The sequence below is a fragment of the Streptomyces sp. NPDC007971 genome, from assembly GCF_042958635.1.
Taxonomy (GTDB): domain Bacteria; phylum Actinomycetota; class Actinomycetes; order Streptomycetales; family Streptomycetaceae; genus Streptomyces.
The window spans coordinates 44,614-70,858 of sequence record NZ_JBIBJK010000001.1 but is presented as its reverse complement, the minus strand read 5'-3'; the positions used below and the strand labels follow the sequence as shown (position 1 = coordinate 70,858).

The window sequence follows — 26,245 nt, the reverse complement described above, 5'->3', positions numbered from 1 at the left end:
CTTCACCAGCAGCGGGACTACTCCCACTCGATGGTGCCCGGCGGCTTCGACGTCACGTCGAGGACGACCCGGTTGACGTCCCGGACCTCGTTGGTGATCCGGGTCGAGATGCGGGCGAGGACGTCGTACGGCAGCCGCGACCAGTCGGCGGTCATGGCGTCCTCGGAGGAGACCGGGCGCAGGACGATCGGGTGGCCGTAGGTGCGGCCGTCGCCCTGGACACCGACCGAGCGGACGTCCGCGAGCAGGACCACCGGGCACTGCCAGATGGCCCGGTCGAGGCCGGCGGCGGTCAGTTCCTCCCGGGCGATGGCGTCGGCGTCCCGGAGCAGGTCCAGGCGCTCCTTGGTGACCTCACCGACGATGCGGATGCCGAGGCCGGGGCCCGGGAAGGGCTGGCGCTGGACGATCTCCTCCGGCAGGCCGAGCTCCTGGCCGACCATGCGGACCTCGTCCTTGAAGAGCTTGCGGAGCGGCTCGATGAGCTGGAACTCCAGGTCCTCGGGGAGGCCGCCGACGTTGTGGTGCGACTTGATGTTGGCGGTGCCGGTGCCGCCGCCGGACTCGACCACGTCCGGGTAGAGGGTGCCCTGGACCAGGAACTCCACGGCGGGGCCCTCGTCGGCGATGATCTCGGCCTGCGCCTGCTCGAAGACGCGGATGAACTCGCGGCCGATGATCTTCCGCTTCTCCTCGGGCTCGGAGACGCCCTTGAGCGCGGTCAGGAAGCGCTCCTCGGCGTCCACGACGACCAGCTTGACGCCGGTCGCGGCCACGAAGTCCTTCTCGACCTGCTCGGTCTCGCCCTTGCGCATCAGGCCGTGGTCGACGTACACGCAGGTCAGCTGGTCGCCGATGGCACGGGCGACGAGGGCGGCGGCGACGGCGGAGTCCACGCCGCCGGACAGACCGCAGATCGCGCGCTTGTCGCCGACCTGTTCGCGGATCGCGGTGACCTGCTCCTCGATCACGTTGCCCGTGGTCCAGGACGGGGTCAGGCCCGCGCCGCGGTACAGGAAGTGCTCCAGCACCTGCTGGCCGTGCGTGGAGTGCATGACCTCGGGGTGGTACTGGACGCCGTAGAGCTTCTTCTCGTCGTCCTCGAAGGCGGCGACCGGGACGACGTCCGTGGACGCGGTGACCGTGAAGCCCTCGGGGGCGGCGGAGCAGGCGTCGCCGTGCGACATCCACACGTGCTGCTCGGCCGGGGTGCCCTCGAAGAGGGTGGAGGACGTGCGGGAGACGTGCAGGTCGGTACGGCCGTACTCGCGGGCGCCGGTGTTGTCGACGGTGCCGCCGAGGACCTGCGCCATCAGCTGGAAGCCGTAGCACATGCCGAAGACGGGGACGCCGGCCTCGAAGATCGCGCGGTCGAGACGGGGGGCGCCCTCCTCGTACACGGACGAGGGGCCGCCGGAGAGGATGATCGCCGCGGGGTTCTTGGCGAGCATCTCGGCGACCGGCATGGTGCTCGGCACGATCTCGCTGTAGACCCGCGCCTCGCGGACGCGACGGGCGATGAGCTGGGCGTACTGCGCGCCGAAGTCGACGACCAGAACGGTGTCGGGGGTGGCGGCAGCGGGAGTCGCTGATGACACGGGGTGCCTTCCGGCGGTGGGGCGGGGGTCTGTACTACCGATTCTAACGGGGCCGGCGTCGGACCCCTCGCCGTCCTCCCGGGGCCCCGCCCCCGACCGACCGGCCTCCGCCCGCCCACCACCCTCCCCACCCCCGGCCCGGTGGGCCCAGAACCGACCGGACCCGCCCGACCCGCCCGACCGAAAAGCAACCGCCCCGCCCTGCTCGACGGGACCGGAGAACCGGGTTCCGCTCGGCCCAGTGGCTCGGGCAGCTCGGTCGGCTCGGCGGACGGGGGACGGCGGACGGCGGACGGGGGGGCGGCGGTCGGCGGTCGGCGGGCAGGGGGCAGGGGGTCGTGCAATACTGGGCCCATGCTTACGCAGACGACCCGCTTCTTTACCTATGGCAACCGGCCCGCCGGCTGCCATGGTCGTGCTGCTTGAGCTGACGCCAAGCGACTTCCCAGGCGCCCCGGGCCGACAAGGCCCGGGGCGCCTGTCGTTTTCCGGGGACTGTCGTTCCGGGGCTTGCACCGATCACCTCCCGAGGAGCCCCGACATGGCCACCGCAACCACCGCAACCACCACGGCCACCACGGCCACCACGGCCACCACGGCCACCACGGCCACCACGGCCACCGGCGCGGAGCAGACCATCGCCGACGCGCGTGAGCGCATCGACGCGCTCGACGACCGGATCATCGGCCTCATCCAGGAGCGGACGGCCGTGTCCACCGTCGTGCAGGAGACCCGTATCGCCTCGGGCGGCCGGCGTGTGCACCTCTCCCGCGAGATGGAGATCCTCGGCCGCTACCGCGAGGCCCTCGGCAAGCCGGGCACCGCGCTCGCGATGGCCCTGCTGGAGCTGTGCCGGGGTCGCATCTGAGTTCGGTCCCGGTCTCACCCGTACGGCGCGTGACCGGTCCGTGCACCGCTTCGTTGAGACGGTTGTCCGTGCCAGCCAGGGGCGGGTCCGAGAGAACCACGCGTGGCTCGCTGGAGCGATGAGACGTACGGGTCGTGCCGTGCGTCGTGGGACCTCGCTCCAGGGAAGTGACCGGACGGCAGGGGACAGCAGCCCGGTCACCGTTGAGAACGGTCGGCTCCGGGGACGCCCGGGGCCGACCGGCGGAAAATTGCAAAAATGCACCAGTGCCGGGTCAAACGGTTGCGGATGCCTCCGCCATCCAGCACGATGCGTAGAAGCCCCCAAGTCCCTGCACAGGCAACGGCATTGCCACACCCGCCTGTCCGCCAGAGGTCGAGACCACAGAGCCGGCGGCGCACCCCCCCCTGCGCCGCTTCCCGGGCACCGGCGCTGCCCTGACGCCGGTGCTGACGAAAGAAGGGCCCCGCGGCTCAAGTCCCGCGGGGCCCTTTCGCCGCGCTCGTCGCGCCCCACAGGCACACCCGGCATGCCCGCCTCGCCCGGCACGCCCCCTCGCCTGGCGCGCCCGCCACATCCGGCACGCTCGCCACGTGCGCCTCACCCGCCTCGCTCGCTACGCCCGGCGCACCCGGCACAGCCGCAATGAGTGACACACCTCACAGAGAAATGGGGCTGGGCGAGGCAACCGTCAGAGGCCCTCACAGATCAAACCTGCTGCCGGATCAAGACGACGGTAAGGAGCGAGTGACCTGCGTTCGGAGGGGGACGCAGGTCACTCGTCGCTTTTCACTCGTCTCTCTCACCCGACGCTCTTCCCGGTCCGGCCGTCGCTTTCCGCTCCCCCGCGCCGGTGCCGGTGCGGCTACAGCTTCTTCGGCGGCACCGTCGGGATCCCCAGGAACGGCAGCTTCAGCGCGCCGAACGCGTCCGCGGGGACCACCGGGTTGCGCGGCTCCACCGGCTTCAGCCGCTCGTACGCCGCTCCCGGCGCCGGACGCGGGTCCTCCTCGCCCTTGTTCGGCCAGTACGACATGGCCCGCTCGGCCTGCGCGGTGATCGTCAGCGAGGGGTTCACGCCCAGGTTGGCCGAGACCGCGGCGCCGTCCACCACCGAGATGCCGGGGTGGCCGTAGAGGCGGTGGAACGGGTCGATCACGCCCGTTCGAGGGGAGTCACCGATGGGGCAGCCGCCCAGGAAGTGCGCGGTCAGCGGGGTTCCCATCAGTTCGCCGACGTTGCTGCCCGCGAAGCCGTTGATCTCGGTGGCGAGGACCGATGCGGCCTGGGAGGCGGCCTTGATCTGCTTGGGGTTGGGCGCGCCGTGGCCCTGCCGGGCCGTGAGCAGCCCCCTGCCCACCCCCGACGGCTTGAGGTACGTGGTCAGCGAGTTGTCCAGCGACTGCATGACCAGGCCGATGATGGTCCGCTCCGACCAGCGCCGGTTGGACAGGGAGCGGGCGAGCATCACGGGGTGGCGGGCCGCGTTCGCCAGCCAGGCCAGGACGCGCGAGGAGCCCTCGGCGTAGGGGACCTGGAGGATCGACAGGCCACCCATCGAGTTCGAGCCCTTGCCGTAGCGGACCGGCTCGATGTGGGTGTTCTCGTCGGGGTGGATCGAGGACGTGATGGCGACGCCGCGCGTGAAGTCGGCCTTCGGCTCCCCGGTGGCCCTGCGGTAGCGGCGGTTGTCGGTCTGCGCGCCGACCAGCGCCTCCGAGTTGGTGCGAGTCAGGTCGCCGAGGCGGGCGGACAGGTACGGCAGTTGCCCGCCGGCCTTCATGCGGTGGAGCAGGGTCTGGGTGCCGTACGTCCCGGCCGCGATCACGATCCGCCGTGCGGTGAAGAGCCGCCCCTCGCCCTTCTTCTTCCGGTCCGTCGGCAGTGTCGCCACCGCGAACCCGCCCCGCGAGTCGTCGGTGACGGACACGACCGTCGTCATCGGGTGGATCACCGCGCCCGCCTTCTGGGCGAGGTGGAGGTAGTTCTCGTTGAGGGTGTTCTTCGCGCCGTGCCGGCAGCCGGTCATGCACTCGCCGCACTCGGTGCAGGCCCTGCGGGCCGGGCCGGCCCCGCCGAAGTACGGGTCCGCGACCTCACCGCCGGGCTTCGCCTTCGCCGTCCCGTCGGAGTCCGCGCCGTCGCCGAAGAAGACGCCGACCGGCGCGAGGTGGAAGGTGTCACCGACGCCCATCCGCTGTGCCGCCGCCTTCAGGTGCACGTCGGAGGGCGTCATGGTCGGGTTGAGCCGTACGCCGAGCATGCGCTGCGCCTGGTCGTAGTACGGCTTCAACTCCTCCTGCCAGTCGGTGATGTCCCGCCACTGGGGGTCGTCGAAGAAGGCCTTCGGCGGGACGTAGAGGGTGTTGGCGTAGTTGAGCGAGCCGCCGCCGACGCCTGCGCCCGCCAGCACCATCACATTGCCCAGCAGGTGGATGCGCTGGATGCCGAACATGCCGAGCTTCGGGGCCCAGAGGTAGTTCTTCAGGTCCCAGGAGTTCTTCGGGAGCGTGTCGCGGGCGAAGCGGCGGCCGGCCTCCAGGACGCCCACCGTGTAGCCCTTCTCGCTGAGTCGGAGGGCGGACACGGATCCGCCGAAGCCTGACCCGACGACGAGGACGTCGTAGTCGTAAGCGTCCTGGGGCACGTTCACTCCTCGTTGAGTTTCGGCTGCGGGTGGGTGGTGGCCTGTCGCGCAGTTCCCCGCGCCCCTGGGTCGGTCACCTGAAACGGAACGCCTTCATGAGCCGGAGACTGCGGCTCATGAACCGGGCGTACTTCTCGTCGTCCATCCCCAGCGACGGCGCCATCGGCAGCAGCCGCTGCTGGGCCACCGTCTGGGCCTCGGTGTACTTGAGGATGCCCTCGGAGCCGTGGCGGCGGCCGAGGCCGGAGTCCTTCATGCCGCCCATCGGGGACTGGACGCTGCCGTAGGCGGGCGCGTAGCCCTCGTTGACGTTGACCGTGCCGGTGCGCAGCCGGGAGGCGACGTCACGGCCGCGGCGGGCGTCCTTGGTCCACACGGACGCGTTCAGGCCGTACGGCGTGGAGTTGGCGCGCTCGACCGCCTCGTCGTCGGTCCTGAAGCGGTAGATCGACACGACCGGTCCGAAGGTCTCCTCCTCGCAGACGGCCATGGAGTCCTCGACGCCGTCGAGGACGGTGGGCTCGAAGAAGTACGGGCCGACGTCCGGGCGGGCCACGCCGCCCGCGAGAACCTTCGCGCCCTTGGCGACGGCCTCCTCCACGTGCCGTTCGACGGTCTTCAGCTGCCGTTCCCCGACCAGCGAACCCATGTCGGCGCCGTAGGCGAGGGAGTTGCCGAGCCGCATGGACCTGGTGCGGGCGGCGAAGCGCTCCAGGAAGGCGTCGGCGACGGACTCGTGGACGTACAGCCGCTCGATGGAGATGCAGAGCTGGCCGGCGGAGGAGAAGCAGGCGCGTACGGCGCCGGCGGCCGCCTTCTCGATGTCGGCGTCGTCGAGCACCAGCATGGCGTTCTTGCCGCCGAGTTCGAGGGAGACGCCGACGAGGCGGGCGGCGGCGCCCTGGGCGACCTCGCGGCCGGTGCGGGTGGAGCCGGTGAAGGAGACGTAGTCGGCGTGCCGGACGACCTCCGGGCCGACGACCGGGCCCTCGCCGAGCACGACCTGGAAGACGTCGGCGGGCAGCCCGGCCTCGATGAGCAGGTCGCGCGCCCACAGCGCCGTGAGGCAGGTCTCGGTGTCCGGCTTCATCACGACCGCGTTGCCGGCGACGAAGGCGGGCAGCGCGTCGCCGACGGACAGCTCCAGGGGGTAGTTCCAGGGCGCGATCTGGCCGACGACCCCGCGCGCGTGGCGCAGTTCGGTGACCTTCGTCAGGGTCGGCATGGCGCCGGCGTGCCGCTTGGGTCGCAGGTAGGCGGGGGCCTTGCGGCCGTAGTGGCGGGCCGCGACGGCGACGGCCTGCACCTCCTCGTGCGCGTGCAGCCGGGCCTTGCCGGTCTCCAGCTGGATGAGGTCGAGGACCTCGGCCTGGCGGGCGAGCACCAGGTCGTGGAAGCGGAGCAGCACGGCGGCCCGCTGCCGCACCGGCGTCCTCTCCCACACCGCCTGCGCGGTGCGGGCGGCCTGGAAGGCCTTGAGGACGTCCTCGGGCGTGGACTCGGGCAGGTCTGCCAGCTTCTCGCCGGTGAACGGGGTGTGGTTGGCGGTACGGCCGGAGCCGACGACGCCCTTGGTCAGCTGGGCCACCAGCTCGGGGGTGACCACGTCGGCGGCGGTGCGGACGCCCTCGGGGGCGGGCGCGAGGGGGTTGGTGCCGGTGATGTCCGGGGCCTGCGAGTCCGTCATGACGCGCAGGGTATGCCGCGGCGAAAGCTTTGGGTACCCGTCGGTAACGGGGATTCACCGAGTGCTCACACAACGCCAGTGATCACTGGCAGCAAATGCGCTGATCAGGGGCTTGGCAGGGTGACGATCACTCGGCCTCGGGTTTTTTCGCGAGAAGGAGACCGAGCGCGGCGAGGGGGGTACGGCGACGGGCCTGCGGGGCGGGGGCGGGGGCCTCGGCGGGAGCGGAAGCCGAAGCGGGAGCGGGAGCCGAAGCCGGAGCGGGCACGGCTACAGGGGTCGAGGTGGAGGCGGGCGCGGAGGTGGCGGCGGGCGTGGAGGTGGCGGCGGGCGTGGAGGTGGCGGCGGGCGTGGAGGTGGCGGCGGGCGTGGAGGTGGCGGCGGGGGTGGGTTCGGGGGGCAGGGGCCGGGGGGCGGTCACCTGCGTCCGCCCCGGCCGCGGCGCACCGTCGCGCGCGGACGCCGCTGCCGCCCCCCGCTCGAACCGGCTCGCCGGAGCGGCGCCGGACGCGGGAGCCGCCCCTGGCCCGGTGCCCTCGCCGGCGAGGGCCGCCAACGCCTCAGCGACCGCCTCCCCGCCCGGCCGTGCCTCGGGCTCGCGCGCGAGCAGCCGCGCCAGCAGCGGCCCGAGGGGGCCCGACTGCGCGTCCTCGACGGCGGCGGCGAGGAGGGCGCCCAGCGACCACAGGTCGGAGGCCGGCCCGGCGCCGGGACCCGAGGCCCGCTCCGGGGCGACGAATGCGGCGGGGGCCTCTTCGGTGTGTCCGTGCCCGGTCCCGAAGTCGGTGAGGACGACCCTGCCGGTCCCGGACTCGACGAGGACGTTGGCGGGTTTGACGTCCCGGTGGACGATCCCGACGGCGTGCGCGGCCCGCAGCGCGCCGAGGACCGCGAGCCCGACCCGGGCGGCCTCGGCGGGCGGGAGCGGGCCGCGCCGAACGATCTCCCGCAGCGACTCGCCCTCCACCAACTCCATGACGATCCACGGGACTCCGTCCTCGCCGACGACGTCGTGGATCGTGACGGCGCAGGGGTGGTGCACCCGTGCGGCGGCCCGGGCCTCGTGGGAGAGCCGGTGTGCGACGCGCCGGCTCTCCTCGTCGTCGGCCGGATCGGCGGGCAGCGCGGGCTCCTTGACGGCGACCTGCCCCTTCCCCCGCTCGTCCGTGGCGCGCCAGACGGTGCCGGTCGGGCCGGACCCGATGCGTTCGACCAGCCGGTAGCGCCCGCCGATCAGACGTCCGTCGGGCGGGAGTTCGCCGTCTGCACTCATGTCACATGAGTACCGTGCGCACCATGCCCTTGTCGAAGCGGACGGTCACGCGGCCCACCGGTGCAGACTGAATCCCCCGTGTCCCGCATGCCTCTTGCGCACCTCCACGGCGCCTCCGCCGCCGAAGTGGGCGGGGACGACCAGGGCGCGCTCGTCGGCGGCGCGTTCCAGCACCCGCTGCCGGGTCCCGGCCGCCTGCCGCGGGTCGAGGCAGAAGCAGCTGCTGCACTCGGGGCGCAGGATCTGCACCGGACTGTGCAGCAGGTCACCGACGAACACGGCCCGCTCGCCGCGCGATGCGAGGCGCAGCACGGAGGATCCCGGGGTGTGGCCGGGGGCGGCCTCCAGGACGAGATGCTCGTCGATGCGGTACTCGCCGTCCCACACCACGGCCTGCCCGGCGCGGTGCACGGGCGCGACGCTGTCCTCGTAGACCAGCCGGTCGTCCACGCGCGCTCCGCCGCCGTAGCCGCCCCCGGGCCCGAAATGGTGGTCGTCCGGGGCCGGAAGGAGGTAACGGGCGCGCGGAAAGGTGGGTACCCATGAGCCGTCGTCGTCCTGGGTGTTCCAGCCGACGTGATCGGCGTGGATGTGGGTGTTCACCACCACGTCGACGTCCCCCGGGTCCACGCCGGCCTGCCGCAGCCGCCCCGGCAGGTCGCCCCGGCGCCGGTGGAACATGGGGCTCCCGGGCCGTTCCCGCCCGCTGCCCACGCCGGTGTCGACCAGGACCGTCCGCCCGGCGCTGCGCACCACCCAGGTCTGGAGCGCGGACACGGCCAGGTCGGCGCCGGGCTCCCAGTGGCCGGGCACGAGGTGTTCCTCGTGCTCCTTCCACACCTGCGGACCGCAGTCCGGGACGAGCTGCCGGGCCGGCGCGAACGGTCCCTGCCACTCGACGACACGGTGGACCTCGACGTCCCCGATCATGAACCTCTGCACGGTTTCTTCCGTCATGACATCGACCGTAGAAGTCCGGGATGAGCATCCCAATGCTCGTCCGGCGCGAGCGAATACGCTGACGTCTCATGGATGTGGTGAGCGATGCGATCTCCGCGATCCGGGTGGGCCGGCCCTCCTCGACCAGGCTCCGGGTGAGCGGCCGCTGGTGCGTGCGGCTGGCGCCGTACGACGGCGCGGGATTCCATGTCGTTCTCGGCGGCGCCTGCCGGCTGCTGCCACAGGGCGGCGGTGATCCGGTGGACCTGGGCACGGGCGACGTCGTACTGCTGCCGCGCGGGGCCGGACACGTGCTGGCGCACGCCGGGGCGGCGCCCGCCGAGGCGCGGCGTGCGGTGCCGTTCGAGGAGGTGCGGGACACGGACGTACGGCTCCCCGGGGGCGGACCCGAGGTGGAGCTGCTGTGCGGCAAGTACCGACTGGACCACAGCCGGGCGCATCCCTTGACGGCGGAGCTGCCGGAGACGGTGCACCTGCGCAACCGGACGGGGGCGCATCCCGAACTGCGTGCCGCGGTGGACCTCCTCGCCAGGGAGCTGACCGGCACCGGGCCGGGGTCGGCGCTCGCCCTGCCGGGCCTGCTGGACCTCCTGCTGATCTACATGATCCGGGCCTGGACGACGCAGGCGTCGGCCGGCGTGTGGCCGGCGGCCCTGAGCGACCCGGCGACATCGGCCGCGCTGCGCGCCCTGCACACCGACCCCGCGGCCCCCTGGACGGCCGACCGCCTGGCCTCGGAGGCGGGCGTCTCCCGCGCCACCCTGGCCCGCCGCTTCACCGCCCTCGTCGGCCGCCCGCCGATGGCCTACCTCACCTGGTGGCGGCTGACCCTCGCGGCCACCCGCCTGCGCGACTCGGACGTACCGCTGGCCACGGTGGCCCGGGAGGCCGGCTACGGCAGTCCGTACGCCCTCTCGCACGCCTTCAGCCGGGAGTTCGGGACGACGCCCGGCCGGTACCGGGAGCGGGCCCGGGCCGCCCGCCCCGCCGTCACGGCTTCCTGAGGTCCAGATCCACGACCGCCGCCTCCGCCACGGCCTGCAGATCTCCAGACCCGCGACCGCCACCGCAACGATCGTCACGGCGTCCTGATCCCCAGACCCGCGACCGCCACCGCGGCCACCGTCATCACGGCTTGCTGATGTCCAGGTTGGCGATGGCCGACTCGGCCACCTCGCGGCCCCGGGCCGTGAAGTCGCCCTTGCCCGGATAGCCGACGGTGAGCCGGTACAGGTCACCGGACTTGCTCCGGTAGTAGAAGATCTGGACTTCGCGGGGGCGCGGGTTCTGGCTGTCCTCGGTCGTGTAGGCGACGGTGTTCTTCGCGGCCTGCCTGCCGTGGTACTCGGCGTTGTCGTCCGGGTGCGTCTTCGCACCCTTGGGCATGTCGAGTTGGTACTCGCCCTCGGTCTTGAACTTCTCGTCGTCGGCCCGCATCTGGGCCACCGCGTTGCTCTTGATGTCGTTCAGCGAGTCGTCCGACTTCCGGGTCAGGTCCAGGACGATCGAGATGCCGCCGCTCCAGTCCGTGTACGACACCCAGGTCCGGTCGGTGGCGTCCTTGTCCGGGTGGCCGGCCTGGTAGGTCGCGGGGACGGCGAGGGTGACACCCAGCCGGGCGTCCGCCCGCTTCGCCCAGCCGTCCGGCAGCGGGCCGGCGAAGGGGTCCGCGAGGACCAGGTATCCGGCCGCGGCGGCCGCGACCACGGCCGCCCCCATGGCCACCCAGGCCTTGCGGCCCGGGCGCCGGGAACGGCCGACGGGTGCGGTGACCTGCACGCGCTGGGTGGGCTCCGGCGCCGGAGGGTTCACGGCCGCCTCCAGCAGGGCCCTGACCTGCGCCGCCGTCGGGCGCCGGGCGGGGTCCTTGTGGAGCAGGCTGTTGATGGCGTCGGCCAGCGGGCCCCGTGCGGCGGCGGGCGCGGCCGGGGTCGCGTGGAGGACGGACTGGAGGGTGGCCGGGGTGTTGCTGCGGCGGAACGGGGAGACGCCCTCGGTGGCCGTGTAGAGGACCACGCCCAGGGACCACAGATCGCTCGCCGGGCCGGGCCGCCGGCCCAGCACGCGTTCCGGCGCGATGTACTCGGGCGAGCCGACGAAGCCGCCGGTCTCGGTCAGGTTCGTCTCGCCCTCGATCTGCGCGATGCCGAAGTCCGTGAGGACGACCCGGTCGTACCGGCCCAGCAGCACGTTGTCCGGCTTCACGTCCCGGTGCAGGACTCCCGCCGCGTGCGCCGCCTCCAGCGCGCCGAGCACCTGCAGACCGATCCGGGCCGCCTCCCGCGCGTCCAGCGTGCCCTCCTGGAGTGCACCGCCCAGCGAGCGTCCGTGCACCAGCTCCATCACGATCCACGGCCGGTCGTCGACCACCGCGACGTCATGCACGTCGACGACCGCCGGGTGGTCGAGCCGGGCCGCGGCGCGCGCCTCGCGGCGCATCCGCTCGTAGGCGTTGGCCCGTTCACGCTCGGGAAGGTGGTCCGGCACCCGGGGTTCCTTGACGGCGACCTCGCGGTCCACCGTCTCGTCCCTGGCCCGCCACACCGTGCCCATGCCGCCGTGGCCGAGCTTGGCCAGCAGCCGGTACCGACCGGCTATCAGCCGCCCGGCTCCAGGGTCCTGGGCCGCCTGCGCGGGCACCGCAGGGGGCTGCGGGGCCTGCGCAGGCGTTACCGGTGCCGGTGCCGGTATCGACTCCGCCACCGGCGCCGCAGGCTCCCGCGGACCCGTCGAGCCGGGGCGGGGCGGTTGCAGAACAAAACTCGTCGTGTCGTCGGCCGTGCGATCCGCGCTGTGATCTCCCATGTGGCCCGCCGTGTGACCCGTGTGGTGATCCGCACCGTGATCCGCGCCGTGGTCCCCCGTGCGGCCCACCATGTGATCCGCCGTGCGGCCGACTCCCCCGTCACTGCTCATGGTTCATCCATATCGCGCCATGTGCGCCCGGAGCCACAGCGAACGCGAAGCGGTCACGAAGCCGTGACCGAGAAGGTGTCCACGGCCACGTCGAAGTACTCGCGCGCCTCCCGTACCTTCCCGACCGGTGCCGACACCCACACGTCGTACATCCGCCCGCGCTCCTGCCAGCACAGGTCGTAGGTGTGGCGGGGGCCCTCCGCGGCGCTGAAGCCGTCCCAGGTGAACTCCCAGAGCGCGGCCGGATGTCCGGCGTGCGTGGTCCCGGTGACCCGGCCGTCGTGGTAGCCGGGGTTGGTGCCCGGTCCGTCGGCCGCCGCCCGGTTCATCACCGCGACGCAGCCGCCCGGTTCGGGCGTCGCGACCTTGATGCCGAGGCGGAAGGTCTGCCCCGCGGACAGGTAGAAGACACGCTCGCCCTGCTGGTCACGGGTGAAGTCCTGCGGCACGGCCAGGGAGAACCCGGCCGGATCCCTGGCGGTGCGGTAACCGGAGGGAGCGGTGTGGGTGCGGGAGGCCGCCGGTGTGCCGCCCGGTGTGGCCGCGCGGCTCGTGGTGGCCGTCGGGGAGGGCGAGGCGCTCCCGGCCGGCCGGGACGGCGAGACGCTCGTCCGCGCCGGCGGGCCGGTCGCCGTACCGCCCGGTGTGCCGCCGCCACCGTCGCCGCCCTTCAGCAGCAGGGCCGCCGCGGAGACGCCCGCCCCGGCCACCGCGGCCACGAGCAGCCCGGCGACCAGCGCACCGCGCGCGGACCGGCCTACTGGCGGGAGCTGTTCGGCGGTCGGCGCCGGCGCGGCGAGGGACTGGTGCGGTACGTCGTGCTCGGTCGGCGTGTAGGGGGTCGTGGGCGTACGGCCCCTGGAGTCATCGCTTCCGGGCGTGCGGCCGGCGCCCGGTGCGCCCGGCGCGTCCGGAGTGCGGCCCGTCTCCAGGAAGGTCCGCAGCATCCGTTCGGCCTCCACCCCGCCCAGCCGCCGGTCGGGGTCGCGCTCCAGCAGGCCCCGTACGACGGGCAGCAGCGGCTCGGCCTGTGCAGGTGGCCGGATCTCGGCGGCGACGACGGCGTGCAGGATGCCGCCGAGCGAGTCGCGCCTGAACGGCGACTCGCCGCTGAGCACCGCGCACAGCAGCGCCCCGACCGACCACAGGTCGGACTCCGGCCCGGTGCGCATGCCCGACATCCGCTCCGGGGCGGTGTATTCGGGCGAGCCGACGAACGAACCGGTCTCCGTGAGTGTGGTGGCGCCCGCGACCTGCGCGATGCCGAAGTCGGTGAGCACGACCCGGTCGGTGCCGGACTCGATCAGCACGTTCGCGGGTTTGATGTCCCGGTGCAGCACCCCGGCGGCGTGCGCGGTGCGCAGCGCGCTCAGCAGGTCGATGCCGATCCGGGCGGCCTGGACGGCGTCGAGCGGGCCGTCGGCGGCGATACGGTCAGCGAGCGAGCCGCCCTCGATCAACTCCATGACGATGTAGGGCCGTTCGTCGTGCTCGATCACGTCGTGCACGACGATGATGTGCGGGTCGCGCAGCTGGGCGACCGCCCGCGCCTCGCGAAAGCTGCGGTCACGGCGGCGACGGGCGTCGTCGTCCGCGAGGGAATCGTCCGGGGCCAGCTCCTTGACCGCCACCAGCCGGCCCAGCACCTGGTCGCTCGCCCGCCACACGATGCCCATGCCGCCACGCCCGATGCGTGCCTCCAGGCGGTAACGGCCCGCGATCAACCGGAAGTCGGCGCCCTCGGTCCCCATGAGCCCATCATGCCCCAGAGGACGCCGGCGTCCTCCAAATCCGGTCGTCGCCCGGCGTCACTCCTGCGGTCCGCCGACCGGTGCGCCTACTGCGGCTGCTGCCAGCTCTGCAGCACCCACTTGAACTGCTTGCTCGTCTTCGCCCAGTCCTTCTCCGGAGTCGACATGTAGATCGCGTACTCGGCGCCCTCCCGCGAGAAGTACGTCTCCTCGACGGCGTGGCGCGGCCCGGCGACGTAGGGCGGGTCCTTGGCCAGCGCGTTCCAGGTGTACTCCCACCGCGCGCCCTTGCAGTCGCGGTAGATGTTCTCCTCCATGGTCACCTGGTGGTAATTGGCGAGCCGTTGGAGCTGCTGTTCCAGGTCCTTCTGGTGGTCCAGGGGGGTGGCGAAGTCCGGGTTGGTGTCGATGGCGATGCGCACGAAGTGCTTGCCGCCGTCGGGCGAGTAGTCGACCTGCCTGATGTCGCCGGGAAGGCCGACGGCCTTCCGCGACCAGCCCTTGGGCAGATAGACGGTGAAGCCCCAGGGGTCGTGGTACGGCTTCCACGAGGCGGGCATGCCCCCGTCGGCACCCGGCGTGGCGCCGCTGCTCGCCGAGGGCGACGTCGTGGCGGGGTTCGCGCCCCCGCTCGTCCCGGTGTTCTGCTCCGAGCCGCCGCTCATCTCCTGGTAGGCGATGGCGGCGGCACCGCCGAGCACCGCCGCGAAGGCGACGACGAGCGCGAGGGTGCGCAGCCGGCGCCGGGGCCGTGCCGCCCCCGAGCCGCCCGCCCGCCTGCCTGCCGGTCCGGACGGGCCCACGGGCGTGGGCCCCACGGCCGTCGGCCCGGTCGCGGTACGGCTCATGCCGGGCGCGGAGTCGGGTCCGTGACCGGGGGTGGTGTCCGCGGAGCCGTGACCGGACGCGGGGGTGCCGGAGTCGCCGCTCGTGTGCACGACCGAGCTCCGGGTCGGGACGAACTCCTGGGCCGAGTACGGGCGGCGGCCCTCCGCCGCCTCGGCGAGCATCTGCTCCGCCTGCTGGGCGCTCGGCCGCTGGGCGGGCTCCTTGCACAGCAGGGCGGCGATGACCGGTCCGAGCGGACCGGCGTGCCGGGGCTCCTGCGCCTCCTCCTCGACGACCGCCTGCATGGTGCTCAGCGGCGAGGTGCGGCGGAAGGGCGAGCGGCCCTCGACCGCCGTGTACAGCGTGGCGCCGAGCGCCCACAGGTCCGAGGACGGGCCGGGGTCGTGGCCGCGCACCCGCTCGGGCGCGAGGTAGTCGACCGAGCCGACCACCTCTCCGGTGCGGGTGATGGTGGTGTCGCCCTCGATCTGGGCGATGCCGAAGTCGGTGAGCAGAACCCGGCCGTCCCGGCCGAGCAGGACGTTTCCGGGCTTGACGTCCCGGTGCAGCACCCCGGCGGAGTGCGCCGCGCCCAGCGCCCGCAGCACCCACAGGCCGATCCGGGCGGCCTCCCGCTGCTCGATGCGGCCGCGCTCCTTGACCGCGTCGGCCAGCGAATGGCCCTCGACCAGCTCCATGACGATCCACGGGCGGCCGTCGTGTTCGAGGACGTCGTGGACCGTGACGACGGCGGAGTGGTTGATGCGCGCGGCGGCGCGGGCCTCGGCCCGGGTGCGGGCGAGCAGGACCGCCTGGTCGCTGTCGGAGACGTAGAGCGCAGCGGTCAACTCCTTGATGGCTACCGTTCGGTGCAGCACCTCATCGTGTGCGCGCCAAACCCGGCCCATGCCGCCGCTGCCGATGGAATCGACAAGCCGGTAGCGGCCCGCTATCAGCAGGCCCTGCATCTGATTCACGTTGCCCCGCAATGCTCTTGACAGGGTCAGACTAAGGACCGGTATGCAAACAGGGAACCAGGGGGGTACCAAGGTGACAGCACTGTGACGGTTGTCGCCGCCGGAATCGGCCAGTACCGGTCACCCCGTATACGGGGCGCTCAACCCGTGTAGCGGTACGTCGCCGTGGCCTGCTCGTACAGCCGCGTCACCTCGTCGCGCTCGGCTTCCGGGCCGCGGACCTGGATCACGTGGTAGCGGCCGTTCAGCAGAACCGCCAGGTTGCGCACGTACAGGTCGCGTCCCTGCCCGTCGGTCCAGGTGAACTGCCCCTCCGCCATGGTCCGTCCACCCACCGTGATGGTTCTCAGGCCGGTCGCCGTGGCCCAGCTGGAGTTCCGGTACGGCTGCAGCTCGCGCTCCTTGTCCCGCTGGTAGACCATCGGGTCGCTGCCGCCCTCCGAGGCGCTGTCCCTGCCCGGCACGACGAGCAGTTCGTAGCCTCCGTGCGCATAGACCACCTGGCCGCTGCCGTTCTTGGGCGTACGGTCCCAGCCCTTCGCAACGGCGATCTGGAAGCCCTCCGGGTCGGTACGCAGGGTGAACCCGTCGGCGACGGAGGGACCGCCGCCGGTCTGCGTCTCGGTGGCGGGCGCGGACGCCGAGGGAGTGCCGTCCGCGGACTGTCCGGAAGTGGGCTGCCGGGTGCGGGAGGGGCTCGCCTGTCCGGCGCTGCCGGTGCGCTCGCTGCCCGCCGCGCCGCTCTCCCCCTGCCTGGGCATGAACAGCATGGCGTACGCGACCGCGCCGGCCAGCAGGAGCAGGATCAGCACGAGCAGCGTCCGGCCGAGACGGCGCGGGGAACGCTCCCCCTCCCGCGCCCGCTTGTGCCGGCCGTGGGCCGCGGGCAGCCCGGCGCGCCGCCGCCGCACCAGCTCGCCGCGGCGCCGGACGATCGGCAGCCGGTTCGGGTCGGCGGGCGGAACGGGGACGACATGGGTGCCTGCGTCCGGTTCGGGTGCGGACCGCACCAGTGAACGCACCCACCCGCTCAGCTCTTCGAAGTCCAGCCGGTCGGTCGGGTCCTGGCGCAGCAGCGACTCCACGACCGGGCGCAGCGGCCCGCACTCCTCGGCGAACGCGGGCGGTTCCGCGCACACCAGCTGGACCAGCTCGGCCGTGGACTCCTCGGGGTAGGGCGCGTGTCCCTGCACGGCCCGGAAGAGCAGGGCGCCGAGGGCCCACAGGTCGGTGGCCGGCCCGATCGGGGCCGCCAGCTGCCAGTTCTCGTGCACGGGCCCGGCCTGCTCCGGCGCCCACCGCTCGGTCACCGGCCCCACCACGGTCATCCGCACCTGCCGCGCCCGCTCGGCGGCCAGCGCGGTGCCCGGCCCCCGGCGTACGGCGTCGCCGGCGCCCGGTCCGTCCCAGTGGGAGGCCGGATGCACCTGGGCGGGGAGAGGCGCGGGAGCCACCCCCGCGGGTACCTGCGGCGTCCGGCCCGGGGCGACGGCAGCACGGTCGGCCGGAGCGGCGCCGGGCGTCGTGCCGGGGCGGCTGCCACCGGCCGCAAGGCCCGGCCGCTGTCCCCCGGCGCCGGGCGCGGTCGAAGGGGCGCCGGGACCGGTGCGGGGCGAGGCTCCGTGCCACGGCGTGCCGCTCACCCCGTACGGGTCGGCTATCCGGCCGGGCGGGGACGTGGCCTGCCCGGTGGAGTAGGGCTGCTGCCCCGTGCCGCCGGCGCGGGTGGCACCGGGGTCGCCCTCGGCGGGCGGGCGGGCCGAGGGCAGGGCGGCGCGGCCGTTCTGCCCGGTCTCCTGGACCCGGGCGGCGGCCCGGGCCCCCGCCCGGTAGGCGGCGATGGCCCCGGCCCGCGCGGCACGGATGTCCTCCCCGCTCTCCAGGGCCTGCCGCCCCTGCGGTGCGGGGGCGGCAGGCCCGCCAGAAGGCCCGTTCGCGCCCGGCACCGGCAGTCCGCCTGCCGCCCGCGCCCGGATGGCGGCCCGTCGTGCGGCCTCGGGGTCGGCATCGGCATCGGCATCGGCATCGGCATCGGGCGAGGCAGCGGGTCCCGCGGCCAGGGCCCCGGCGCTCACCGCACCGGCCGGACCCCCGACGCCCCGGGCACCACGCCCGTCGAAGCCGTCGAACTGCTGCCCGCCGCCGGTGCCGTCACCGGGCCCGCCGCCCGGTCCGAGGGCTCCCGCGGGCCCGTCGTGACCCTCCGGCCCGTCCGGAGCCGGCACCGGGTCGTACCCGCACAGCGCCTCCTCCGCCGCGCCGACCGCGAGGCCGGTCAGCATCACCCGGCCGTCGTCGCAGACGAGGACGGTACGGGCGGTGATGTTGCGGTGCACCCAGCCGTGGGCGTGCAGCACGCGCAGCGCCATGAGGACATCGGAGGCGACCTCGGCCGCCCGGTACGGCGACAGCGGCTGCTCGGCGAGCAGTGCGGACAGCGGGCGCGCCGCCACCCACTCGCTGACGATCCACAGCGAGCCGCCCTCGGCGAAGACGTCGAAGACCTGGTCCAGGCGGGGATGGTCGGGGATGCGGGCCGCCGCCTGCGCGGCCTCGACGGCGCGCCGCACCGCCGGGTCCGAGGGCCGGCGGGTGGCCGTACGGGCCGCCGGGGCCCTGCGGCCCGCGCTCTCACGGGCGGTGAACCCGTCGGGCAGCCCCTCCGCGTCGAGCACCTCGGCCTCGACGACCTCGGGCAGCGGCACCTGACGGACCAGCACTTCCTGGCCGCTGTAGGTGTCGAAGGCCCGGGTCTCGGTCAGCTCGTACTCGTCGGAGGGCGGCAGCGGCAGGCGGTAGCGGTCGGCGAGCACCCGGCCCGCATAGTCGTCCACGTTGCCTCCCCCGGCCGCCTGCCGTTCACATCCGTTCCCTTACGGCCCGTTCCGTATCCACATCCCGCTGCGTACGGTCCGCAATCATTCACGATACGTGCCGGAGGCGAGCCGCATTGAGGGGATGACGGATTCCCACGGCCTCAACCGTAGCCGGACGCCACGGACATGGACCTCACACGCCTCGGCGCCGGGTCCCGCTCCCCGGTCCGGTACGAGTACTCGGGAGTACTCGGATCCGTGCTCCCCGATCCGGTACGAGTGCTCGGATCCGCCCTCCCACTCGTACCGTCCGTCAGCCCGTCAGCTCCCCGAGCCCACTGCTCACTTCTTGGGCTCGAAGGACTCCGTCAGGGTCTTCCAGGTGTCCTTGCGCAGTTCACCGTTCCAGTCCGCGGCCTTCGCGGTGTACATCAGCCCGTAGCCCTGGTGGTCGTTCACCACGAAACCACGGTCGATGGAGCGGTACTCGGTGCCGCCGTCGACGTGGGTGAACTCCCAGTCGGCCGTCTTCCAGCCGTGGTAGTCCGCCTTCTCGATGCGGATCCTGTGGTACTGGGAGAGCACCATGGCGCCCTCCTGGTTCTTCCAGTCCGCAACCGGGTCGTCCTTGGGCGAGCTCGTCCACCCGACGAGCAGCTTCTGCCCGCCCGGCCCCGTGTAGCGGTCACCGGCGCCGTCGGTGGACCGGTACGACCACCCCTTGGGCAGCCCGATCGAATACCCCTGACCGCCCTTGCGGGTGGAGACGGCCGGCGCGCTCCCGCCGCCCTTGGAGCCGGAGGCGGTGGAGTCGTCGCCGGAGTCGGAGTCGTCGGCGGAGTCGGAGCCGGAGTCGTCGGCCGAGGGGCTCGCGCCGGCCCCGGAGGCCTCGTCCGTGCGCGCCCCGCTGTCCGGCTTGCCCGAAGTCCCCTTGTCCTCCTTGGTGGACGGGCCGGTGCTGACCGCGGTCCTGTTCCGGCCGCTGCCCTTGTCGCCCTTGCGGTCGTCGCCGTTGAACGCGAAGGCCAGCACCGTGCCGAGCACCGCGAGGGCGACGACCACGGCGATGATCACCAGCGTCCGCCTGGGCACCACGTCGGTCAGCGGCGCCCTCGGCACCGGCCGCGGCGGCAGGTCCAGGTCCGGCGGCGGCATCACGGGCCAGCCGGAACTCGGCTTGTTCGCGCTGGAGTTCGGCGCTCCGGCGGCACCCTGGGTCGGACCGGTCGGACCGGTCGGACCGGTCGGACCGGTCGGACCGGTCGGACCGGTCGGACCGGTCGTCCTGCCGGGCGTCTTCGCGCCCCCGGCCCCGGCAGACGCCGAGCCCTTGCCGGAGGCTGCGGCGGAGGTACCGGCGGCGGGGGTACCGGCGGGGTTTTTGGAGACGGATTTGCCGACGGAGGAACCGGCCGCCGTTCCGGTGGACGCACCCGCCGCACCGCCCGCGTTCTTCGTGCGTGCGGCGGCCGCCGCACCGGCCGCACCGGCCGCCTTGCGGACCGACCGCAGCGCGCCGCGCAGCTTCTCCCCGGCCTCCTCGCCCCGCTTGCCCTCGGGCCCGCCGGGCGGCGCCGGCAGCGGAACCACTCGCGTGGCGTCCATCGGCTCCGGCTCGGGCGCGTGGATCACCGCGTTGAGCATGGCCCGGGCAGCGGCGTCGTCGAGCCGCTTGGCCGGGTCCTTGCTGAGCAGGCCGTAGATGACATCCCTGAGCGGACCCGCGTTCTTGGGCTCCTCCAGGGGTTCGGTCATCACCGCGGTCAGCGTGGCGATCGCCGACCCCTTGTCGTACGGCGGCGCGCCCTCGACCGCCGCGTACAGCAGGCCGCCGAGGGACCACAGGTCGGCCGCGGGGCCGGGCTTGTGGCCGCGGGCCCGCTCCGGGGAGATGTAGGACGGGGCGCCGACGAGCATGCCGGTGGAGGTGATGGACGGGTCGCCCTCGACCTGTGCGATGCCGAAGTCGGTGAGGACGACACGGCCGTCGTCGGCGATGAGTACGTTGGACGGCTTCACGTCCCGGTGCAGGATGCCCTCGCGGTGCGCGGAGCGCAGCACGTCGAGGACGGCGAGACCGACCTCGGCCGCCCGCCCGGGCTTCAGCAGGCCATCCTCGCGGATGACCTCGGCCAGGGACTTGCCCTCGACCAACTCCATGACGATCCAGGGCCGGTCGTCCTCCTCGACCACATCGAAGACCGTCACCGCGCTGTTGTTGCGGATCCGGGCGATCGCCTTGGCCTCGCGCAGGGTGCGCGTGATCAGGCGCCGCTTCTCCTCCTCGTCGATGTTCGACGGGAACCGCAGTTCCTTGACGGCGACCGTCCGGCCGAGGGTCTCGTCCTCGGCACGCCACACCGTGCCCATGCCGCCCCGGCCCAGCACGTCTCCCAGCCGGTACCGCCCGGCGAGGAGACGACGCTCGCCCTTGTCCCGACGAGTCTCCTGACGGGATGTCCCCGCCCGCTCCGCCTCCGACATGCGTCCCCTCATGCAACCCGCCCTGACAGAGCCTCCATTGTCTCTCACCCGACAAGTGCCCGGCGCCCAGGGTGCCCCTGGGCGCCCGCGGGCCTCCGCGCACCGGCGAACCCGCTGAAGCAATAATTCCGTTTGCCGGAATGACGGGCCCCGACGAGAGAGGGGCCCCGGGCACCGACACCTCCTCACCTTCCGTACGAACACGAAACGCGACCACGGATACCCGGACCGAACCGGCCCCGCCCGCAGCCGAGTTCAACCCGCACACCTGAGGAACGACCGGGGCACGAACAGATATCCCGGACCGGAGCACTCGTTCGAGTGATGGTGGCTGCCCTCACCTGTCGGCCGCCCACGGTCCGGCACCGCCGCGATGTGCCGCCGCGATGTGCCGCCGCGATCCGCCGCCGATCCGTCGCGGCGGCAGGGCCCGTCGCGGCGGAACAGGGCACGCGGTCACAGCGGCACGATGTCCGGTGCCCCCAGGCGTGCCGCGTCCGCCGTCTGGTCGTCCGGCTGGAGCTGGGACTCGCGCTCGGCCTCGACCCGCTTCTCGTAGTGCTCGACCTCGCGCTCGATCTGGCCCTTGTCCCAGCCGAGGACGGGCGCCATCAACTCGGCCGCCTCGCGGGCGCTGCGGGTGCCCCGGTCGAAGGTCTCGATGGAGATACGGGTCCGGCGGGTGAGCACGTCGTCCAGGTGCCGGGCGCCCTCGTGCGAGGCGGCGTACACCACTTCGGCGCGCAGATAGTCGTCGGCGGCCTGCAGCGGCTCGCCCAGGGACGGGTCGGCGGCGACGAGGTCCAGGAGTTCCTCGGCCATCGAGCCGTACCGGTTCAGCAGGTGTTCCACGCGGACCACGTGCAGTCCGGTGCGGGCGGCGGTCCGCGCCCGGGCGTTCCACATGGCCCGGTAGCCCTCGGCGCCGAGCAGTGGGATGTCCTCGGTGACGCAGTCGGCGACGCGCATGTCGAGGCCGTGCACCGCCTCGTCGACGGCGTCCTTCGCCATCACCCGGTACGTCGTGTACTTGCCGCCCGCGACGACCACCAGCCCCGGCGCCGGATGCGCCACGGTGTGCTCGCGGGACAGCTTGCTGGTCGCGTCGGACTCGCCGGCCAGCAGCGGGCGCAGCCCCGCGTACACGCCCTGCACGTCGTCACGGCCGAGCGGGACGGCCAGCACCGAGTTGACATGCTCCAGCAGGTAGTCGATGTCGGCGCTGGAGGCCGCCGGGTGGGCCTTGTCGAGGTCCCAGTCGGTGTCGGTGGTGCCCACGATCCAGTGCCGGCCCCAGGGGATGACGAACAGGACCGACTTCTCGGTGCGCAGGATCAGGCCGGAGGTGGAGTGGATGCGGTCCTTGGGCACGACCAGGTGGATGCCCTTGGAGGCGCGGACGTGGAACTGGCCGCGCTCGCCCACCATGGCCTGCGTGTCGTCGGTCCACACGCCGGTGGCGTTGACGATCTGCTTCGCGTGGATCTCGTACTCCCCGCCGCCCTCCACGTCCTGCACCCGGGCGCCGACGACCCGTTCGCCCTCGCGCAGGAATCCGGTCACACGCGCGCGGTTGGCGACCTTGGCGCCGTACGACGCCGCCGTGCGCACCAGGGTCGCCACGTACCGGGCGTCGTCCATCTGCGCGTCGTAGTACTGCAGGGCACCGACCAGGGCGTCCTTCTTCAGGCAGGGGGCGACGCGCAGGGCGTGACTGCGGGTCAGGTGGCGGTGCAGGGGCAGACCCCGGCCGTGGCCGCGGGCCATGGACATCGCGTCGTACAGGGCCACGCCCGAGCCCGCGTACGCCCGCTCCCAGCCCCGGTGCTGCAGCGGGTAGAGGAAGGGCACGGGTTTGACCAGGTGCGGCGCGAGCCGCTCCAGGAGCAGGCCGCGCTCCTTGAGGGCCTCGCGGACCAGTGCGAAGTCGAGCATCTCCAGATAGCGCAGGCCGCCGTGGACGAGCTTGCTGGATCTGCTGGACGTGCCGGACGCCCAGTCGCGGGCCTCGACCAGTCCGGTGGACAGGCCGCGGGTGACGGCGTCCAGCGCCGTGCCGGCGCCGACCACTCCGCCTCCGACCACCAGCACGTCCAGTTCGCGCTCCGCCATCGCCGCAAGTGCCTCGGCCCGCTGCGCCGGGCCCAGTGTCGCTGTCCTCACCGCTGCCTCCCGCTTCGAACGACTCGCTCGCGTCGGCCGCACCCGGTGGGCGAAGCCCGGTTCATCCCCTCCCCATGCCCAAATTCTGACCGGCTTGCCCGACTTCAGCCACCACGCGCTTTCAACCTGTGGACAACTCGCGCACAACTGCCGGAAGACACACGAACACAATCCCGCATAACGGTCATATTTACTCCTAGTGTGACAGTGCGCTCTCTCAACCCGTCCACAGCGGTTGCGCATCGGTCCCGCTTCGGTTACTCGGAAGGACGGCCCCCTCCATGCCCGCAGACCTCGCCGTCATCGGACTCGGTCCCTACGGCCTGCCGCTCGCGCAGGCCGCCGTGGCCGCAGGCATCCCGACCATCGGGTTCGCCACCGGCCCGGAGGCGAGTTCCCTCAGCCCCTCCGAGCTGCGCCGGATGCATGCCGGGGGCTTCCGGCCGGGCACCGACCCGGCCCAGCTCGGCCGGGTGCGCACCGCGGTGCTCTGCGTACCGACGCCGCGCGGCGCCGACGGCGGGCTCGACCTCGGCCAGCTGGAGGCGGCCGCCCGGAGCCTTGCGGAACGGCTCCGCCCGCACACCACGGTCATCCTGGAGTCCCCCGTGCTCCCCGGAACCACCGAGGACGTCCTGCGCCCCCTGCTGGAGAAGGGCTCCGGACTGCGCGCCGGCCGCGACTTCCACCTCGCCTACTCGCCCAGCCGGATCGACCCCGGCCACCGCGACCGCACCCCGGCCGGCACGCCCAAGGTCATCGGGGGGCTCACCCCCGCCTGCACCGAGTCGGCCGCCGCCTTCTACGGGCGGCTCACCGACAAGGTGGTACGCGCGCGTGGGCTGCGCGAGGCGGAGACCGTGCAGCTGCTGGAGACCAATTTCCGGCACGTCAACATCGCGCTCGTCAACGAGATGGCCGTCCTCTGCCACGAGCTGGGTGTCGACCTGTGGGACGTGATCCGCTGCGCGGAGACGAAACCGTTCGGCTTCCAGGCGTTCCGGCCGGGCCCGGGCGTCGGCGGTTACGGGGTGGCACAGGACCTGACCGGCCACGCGAGCCGCGGCCTGCGCATGGTGGAACTGGCCCAGCAGGTCAACAGCCGCATGCCCCGCTACGTCATCCAGCGCGCCGCCACCCTCCTCAACGAACACGGCAAGTCCGCCCGCGGCGCCCGCGTCCTGCTCCTCGGCGTCACCTACAAGCCGGACGTCGCCGACCTGCAGTGCACGCCCGCCCAGGAGATCGCCGTCCGGCTGATGGAACTGGGCGCCTCGGTCAGCTACCACGACCCGCACGCGGCGTCCTGGAACGTCCTGGACCGCCCGGTCCCGCGCGCGGACTCCCTCTACGACGCCGCCGCCGACGCCGACCTCACGATCCTGCTCCAGCAGCACCGGACGTACGACCTGCAGGGCCTGTCGGTGAAGGCACAGCTGCTGCTGGACACGCGGGGGGCCACACCCACGGGGGCGGCGCACCGGTTGTGAGCGGGGGGCGCGCGGGCGGGCCGGGCCCCGGTGCTGGTGGCACGCGGGACGCACCACGGGTACCTTACGGAAACAGGTGGAGCCCACCGCAGGGGCTAGCTGCGGCAGGCTCCTGGATGGATCACGGAGTGTCCGCCCCTAGGTTCTGTGGGGGCGGCCGCCCACCATCCGGCCGACAAGGTGGAGCCCACCGCAGGGGCTGACTGCGGCAGGCTCCTGGATGGATCACGGAGTGTCCGCCCCTAGTTTCTGTGGGGGCGGCCGCTCACCATCCGAAAATTCGCAAGACCCATCTCCTCCGGCACTTCACCGTCCACAGACGGATCCGGTCCCAGCGGGTGGGCTTGCGGTGGCGACCCATCGGCGCCCCCTTCCACGACGCCGCCCAGTAGCCCGGTGGACGGTCCGTTGGAGATCGGGCCGGGCCCCGAGCAGCCGGGGTCCGGAACAAAGTCCTTGGAAGGGGGCGCCTCGGAAACCTGGGGCGCCGGACAGGGACGCTATCGCCCTCGGCCCTGCTCACCAGCCCGTATTCACCCCGAAGGCAACCGCACGCCCCCACGCCACCCCGCGCGCCCCCACAGGCCCGTCCGGGCATGCGAAAGGGGCCGGCCGCCTCCCCGGGCGACCGGCCCCTTCACGTCGTACGGGCTACCGCTTGTGCTGCGAGTCCGCCACCGTCACCTCGACCCGCTGGAACTCCTTCAGCTCGCTGTAGCCGGTGGTGGCCATGGCGCGGCGCAGGGCGCCGAAGAAGTTCATGGAGCCGTCCGGGGTGTGGGACGGGCCGGTGAGGATCTCCTCGATGGTGCCGACCGTGCCCAGGTCGACCTTCTGGCCGCGGGGCAGCTCCTCGTTGACCGCCTCCATGCCCCAGTGGTGGCCCCTGCCCGGCGCGTCCGTGCCCCGGGCCAGCGGGGAGCCCATCATCACCGAGTCGGCGCCGCAGGCGATCGCCTTCGGGAGGTCGCCGGACCAGCCGACACCGCCGTCCGCGATCACGTGCACGTAGCGGCCGCCGGACTCGTCCATGTAGTCGCGGCGGGCGGCGGCCACGTCGGCGACGGCGGTGGCCATCGGGACCTGGATGCCGAGCACGTTGCGCGTGGTGTGGGCGGCGCCGCCGCCGAAGCCCACCAGGACACCGGCCGCGCCGGTGCGCATCAGGTGCAGGGCGGCGGTGTAGGTGGCGCAGCCGCCGACGATCACCGGGACGTCCAGTTCGTAGATGAACTGCTTCAGGTTCAGCGGCTCGTGCGAGGACGAGACGTGCTCCGCGGAGACCGTCGTCCCGCGGATGACGAAGATGTCCACGCCCGCGTCCACGACCGCCTTGGAGAACTGGGCGGTGCGCTGCGGGGAGAGCGCGGCCGCCGTGACCACACCGGCGTCGCGCACCTCCTTGATGCGGGCGCCGATCAGCTCCTCCTTGATCGGCGCCGCGTAGATCTCCTGGAGGCGGCGGGTCGCCTGCTCGGCGGGCAGCTCGGCGATCTCGTCGAGCAGCGGCTGCGGGTCCTCGTGCCGCGTCCACAGGCCTTCGAGGTTCAGCACGCCGAGGCCGCCCAGCTCACCGATGCGGATCGCGGTGGCCGGGGAGACGACCGAGTCCATGGGGGCGGCCAGGAACGGCAGCTCGAAACGGTAGGCGTCGATCTGCCAGGCGATCGAGACCTCCTTCGGGTCCCGCGTACGGCGGCTGGGGACGACGGCGATGTCGTCGAAGGCGTACGCCCGGCGGCCGCGCTTGCCGCGCCCGATCTCGATCTCAGTCACGTCTTGGCCTT

At 73.1% G+C, this 26,245-nt stretch carries 15 protein-coding genes; 3 read left to right on the top strand and 12 right to left on the bottom strand.

Annotation, left to right across the window (positions count from 1 at the left end):
• Positions 1–17: 17 nt before the first annotated feature.
• Entirely contained in the window at positions 18–1,598 is a 1,581-nt protein-coding gene (gene guaA / locus ACFZCP_RS00300) for a glutamine-hydrolyzing GMP synthase (RefSeq protein ID WP_391422694.1), read from the bottom strand.
• A gap of 541 nt (positions 1,599–2,139) precedes the next feature.
• Here guaA and ACFZCP_RS00295 point away from each other — a divergent pair.
• A complete protein-coding gene (locus ACFZCP_RS00295) occupies positions 2,140–2,466 on the top strand; it encodes a chorismate mutase (protein WP_391422692.1) in 327 nt (108 codons plus the stop codon).
• Positions 2,467–3,331: 865 nt separating this feature from the next.
• Here the strand turns inward: ACFZCP_RS00295 and ACFZCP_RS00290 are convergent.
• From ACFZCP_RS00290 to ACFZCP_RS00275, 4 genes are all read right to left on the bottom strand, one after another.
• Positions 3,332–5,113: a GMC family oxidoreductase N-terminal domain-containing protein gene (locus ACFZCP_RS00290; RefSeq protein ID WP_391422690.1), complete on the bottom strand. Its 1,782-nt coding sequence runs from the start codon at positions 5,111–5,113 to the stop codon at positions 3,332–3,334.
• 73 nt (positions 5,114–5,186) lie between these two features.
• On the bottom strand, positions 5,187–6,800 hold the full coding sequence (locus ACFZCP_RS00285) for a succinic semialdehyde dehydrogenase (protein WP_391422688.1): 1,614 nt from the start codon (positions 6,798–6,800) through the stop codon (positions 5,187–5,189).
• 127 nt (positions 6,801–6,927) lie between these two features.
• Entirely contained in the window at positions 6,928–8,073 is a 1,146-nt protein-coding gene (locus ACFZCP_RS00280; RefSeq protein WP_391422686.1) for a protein kinase, read from the bottom strand.
• Between the two features lie 45 nt (positions 8,074–8,118).
• Positions 8,119–9,030, bottom strand: coding sequence for an MBL fold metallo-hydrolase (locus ACFZCP_RS00275; protein ID WP_391422684.1), 912 nt, complete (start codon positions 9,028–9,030; stop codon positions 8,119–8,121).
• 71 nt (positions 9,031–9,101) lie between these two features.
• Here ACFZCP_RS00275 and ACFZCP_RS00270 point away from each other — a divergent pair, with 71 nt between their 5' ends.
• Entirely contained in the window at positions 9,102–10,037 is a 936-nt protein-coding gene (locus tag ACFZCP_RS00270) for a cupin domain-containing protein (RefSeq protein ID WP_391422682.1), read from the top strand.
• A gap of 124 nt (positions 10,038–10,161) precedes the next feature.
• Here the strand turns inward: ACFZCP_RS00270 and ACFZCP_RS00265 are convergent, their stop codons facing one another.
• The 6 genes from ACFZCP_RS00265 to ACFZCP_RS00240 all read right to left on the bottom strand — a co-directional run bounded on the left by ACFZCP_RS00265 (position 10,162) and on the right by ACFZCP_RS00240 (position 22,968).
• Complete coding sequence (locus ACFZCP_RS00265) at positions 10,162–11,838, bottom strand: protein kinase (RefSeq protein ID WP_391423662.1); 1,677 nt, start codon at positions 11,836–11,838, stop codon at positions 10,162–10,164.
• A gap of 164 nt (positions 11,839–12,002) precedes the next feature.
• A complete protein-coding gene (locus ACFZCP_RS00260) occupies positions 12,003–13,700 on the bottom strand; it encodes a protein kinase (RefSeq protein WP_391422680.1) in 1,698 nt (565 codons plus the stop codon).
• Between the two features lie 86 nt (positions 13,701–13,786).
• Positions 13,787–15,496, bottom strand: coding sequence for a protein kinase (locus ACFZCP_RS00255; protein ID WP_391422678.1), 1,710 nt, complete (start codon positions 15,494–15,496; stop codon positions 13,787–13,789).
• Between the two features lie 149 nt (positions 15,497–15,645).
• A complete protein-coding gene (locus ACFZCP_RS00250) occupies positions 15,646–18,339 on the bottom strand; it encodes a protein kinase (protein WP_391422676.1) in 2,694 nt (897 codons plus the stop codon).
• 324 nt (positions 18,340–18,663) lie between these two features.
• Positions 18,664–20,805: a protein kinase gene (locus tag ACFZCP_RS00245; protein ID WP_391422674.1), complete on the bottom strand. Its 2,142-nt coding sequence runs from the start codon at positions 20,803–20,805 to the stop codon at positions 18,664–18,666.
• Positions 20,806–21,261: 456 nt separating this feature from the next.
• A complete protein-coding gene (locus ACFZCP_RS00240) occupies positions 21,262–22,968 on the bottom strand; it encodes an FAD-dependent oxidoreductase (protein WP_391422672.1) in 1,707 nt (568 codons plus the stop codon).
• A gap of 281 nt (positions 22,969–23,249) precedes the next feature.
• On the opposite strand from ACFZCP_RS00240, the gene ACFZCP_RS00235 reads away from it, so the two are divergent.
• Complete coding sequence (locus tag ACFZCP_RS00235) at positions 23,250–24,458, top strand: nucleotide sugar dehydrogenase (protein ID WP_391422670.1); 1,209 nt, start codon at positions 23,250–23,252, stop codon at positions 24,456–24,458.
• A 651-nt stretch (positions 24,459–25,109) separates the two neighbouring features.
• Here ACFZCP_RS00235 and ACFZCP_RS00230 read toward each other — a convergent pair.
• On the bottom strand, positions 25,110–26,234 hold the full coding sequence (locus ACFZCP_RS00230; protein WP_362694082.1) for a GuaB3 family IMP dehydrogenase-related protein: 1,125 nt from the start codon (positions 26,232–26,234) through the stop codon (positions 25,110–25,112).
• Positions 26,235–26,245 lie beyond the last annotated feature (11 nt).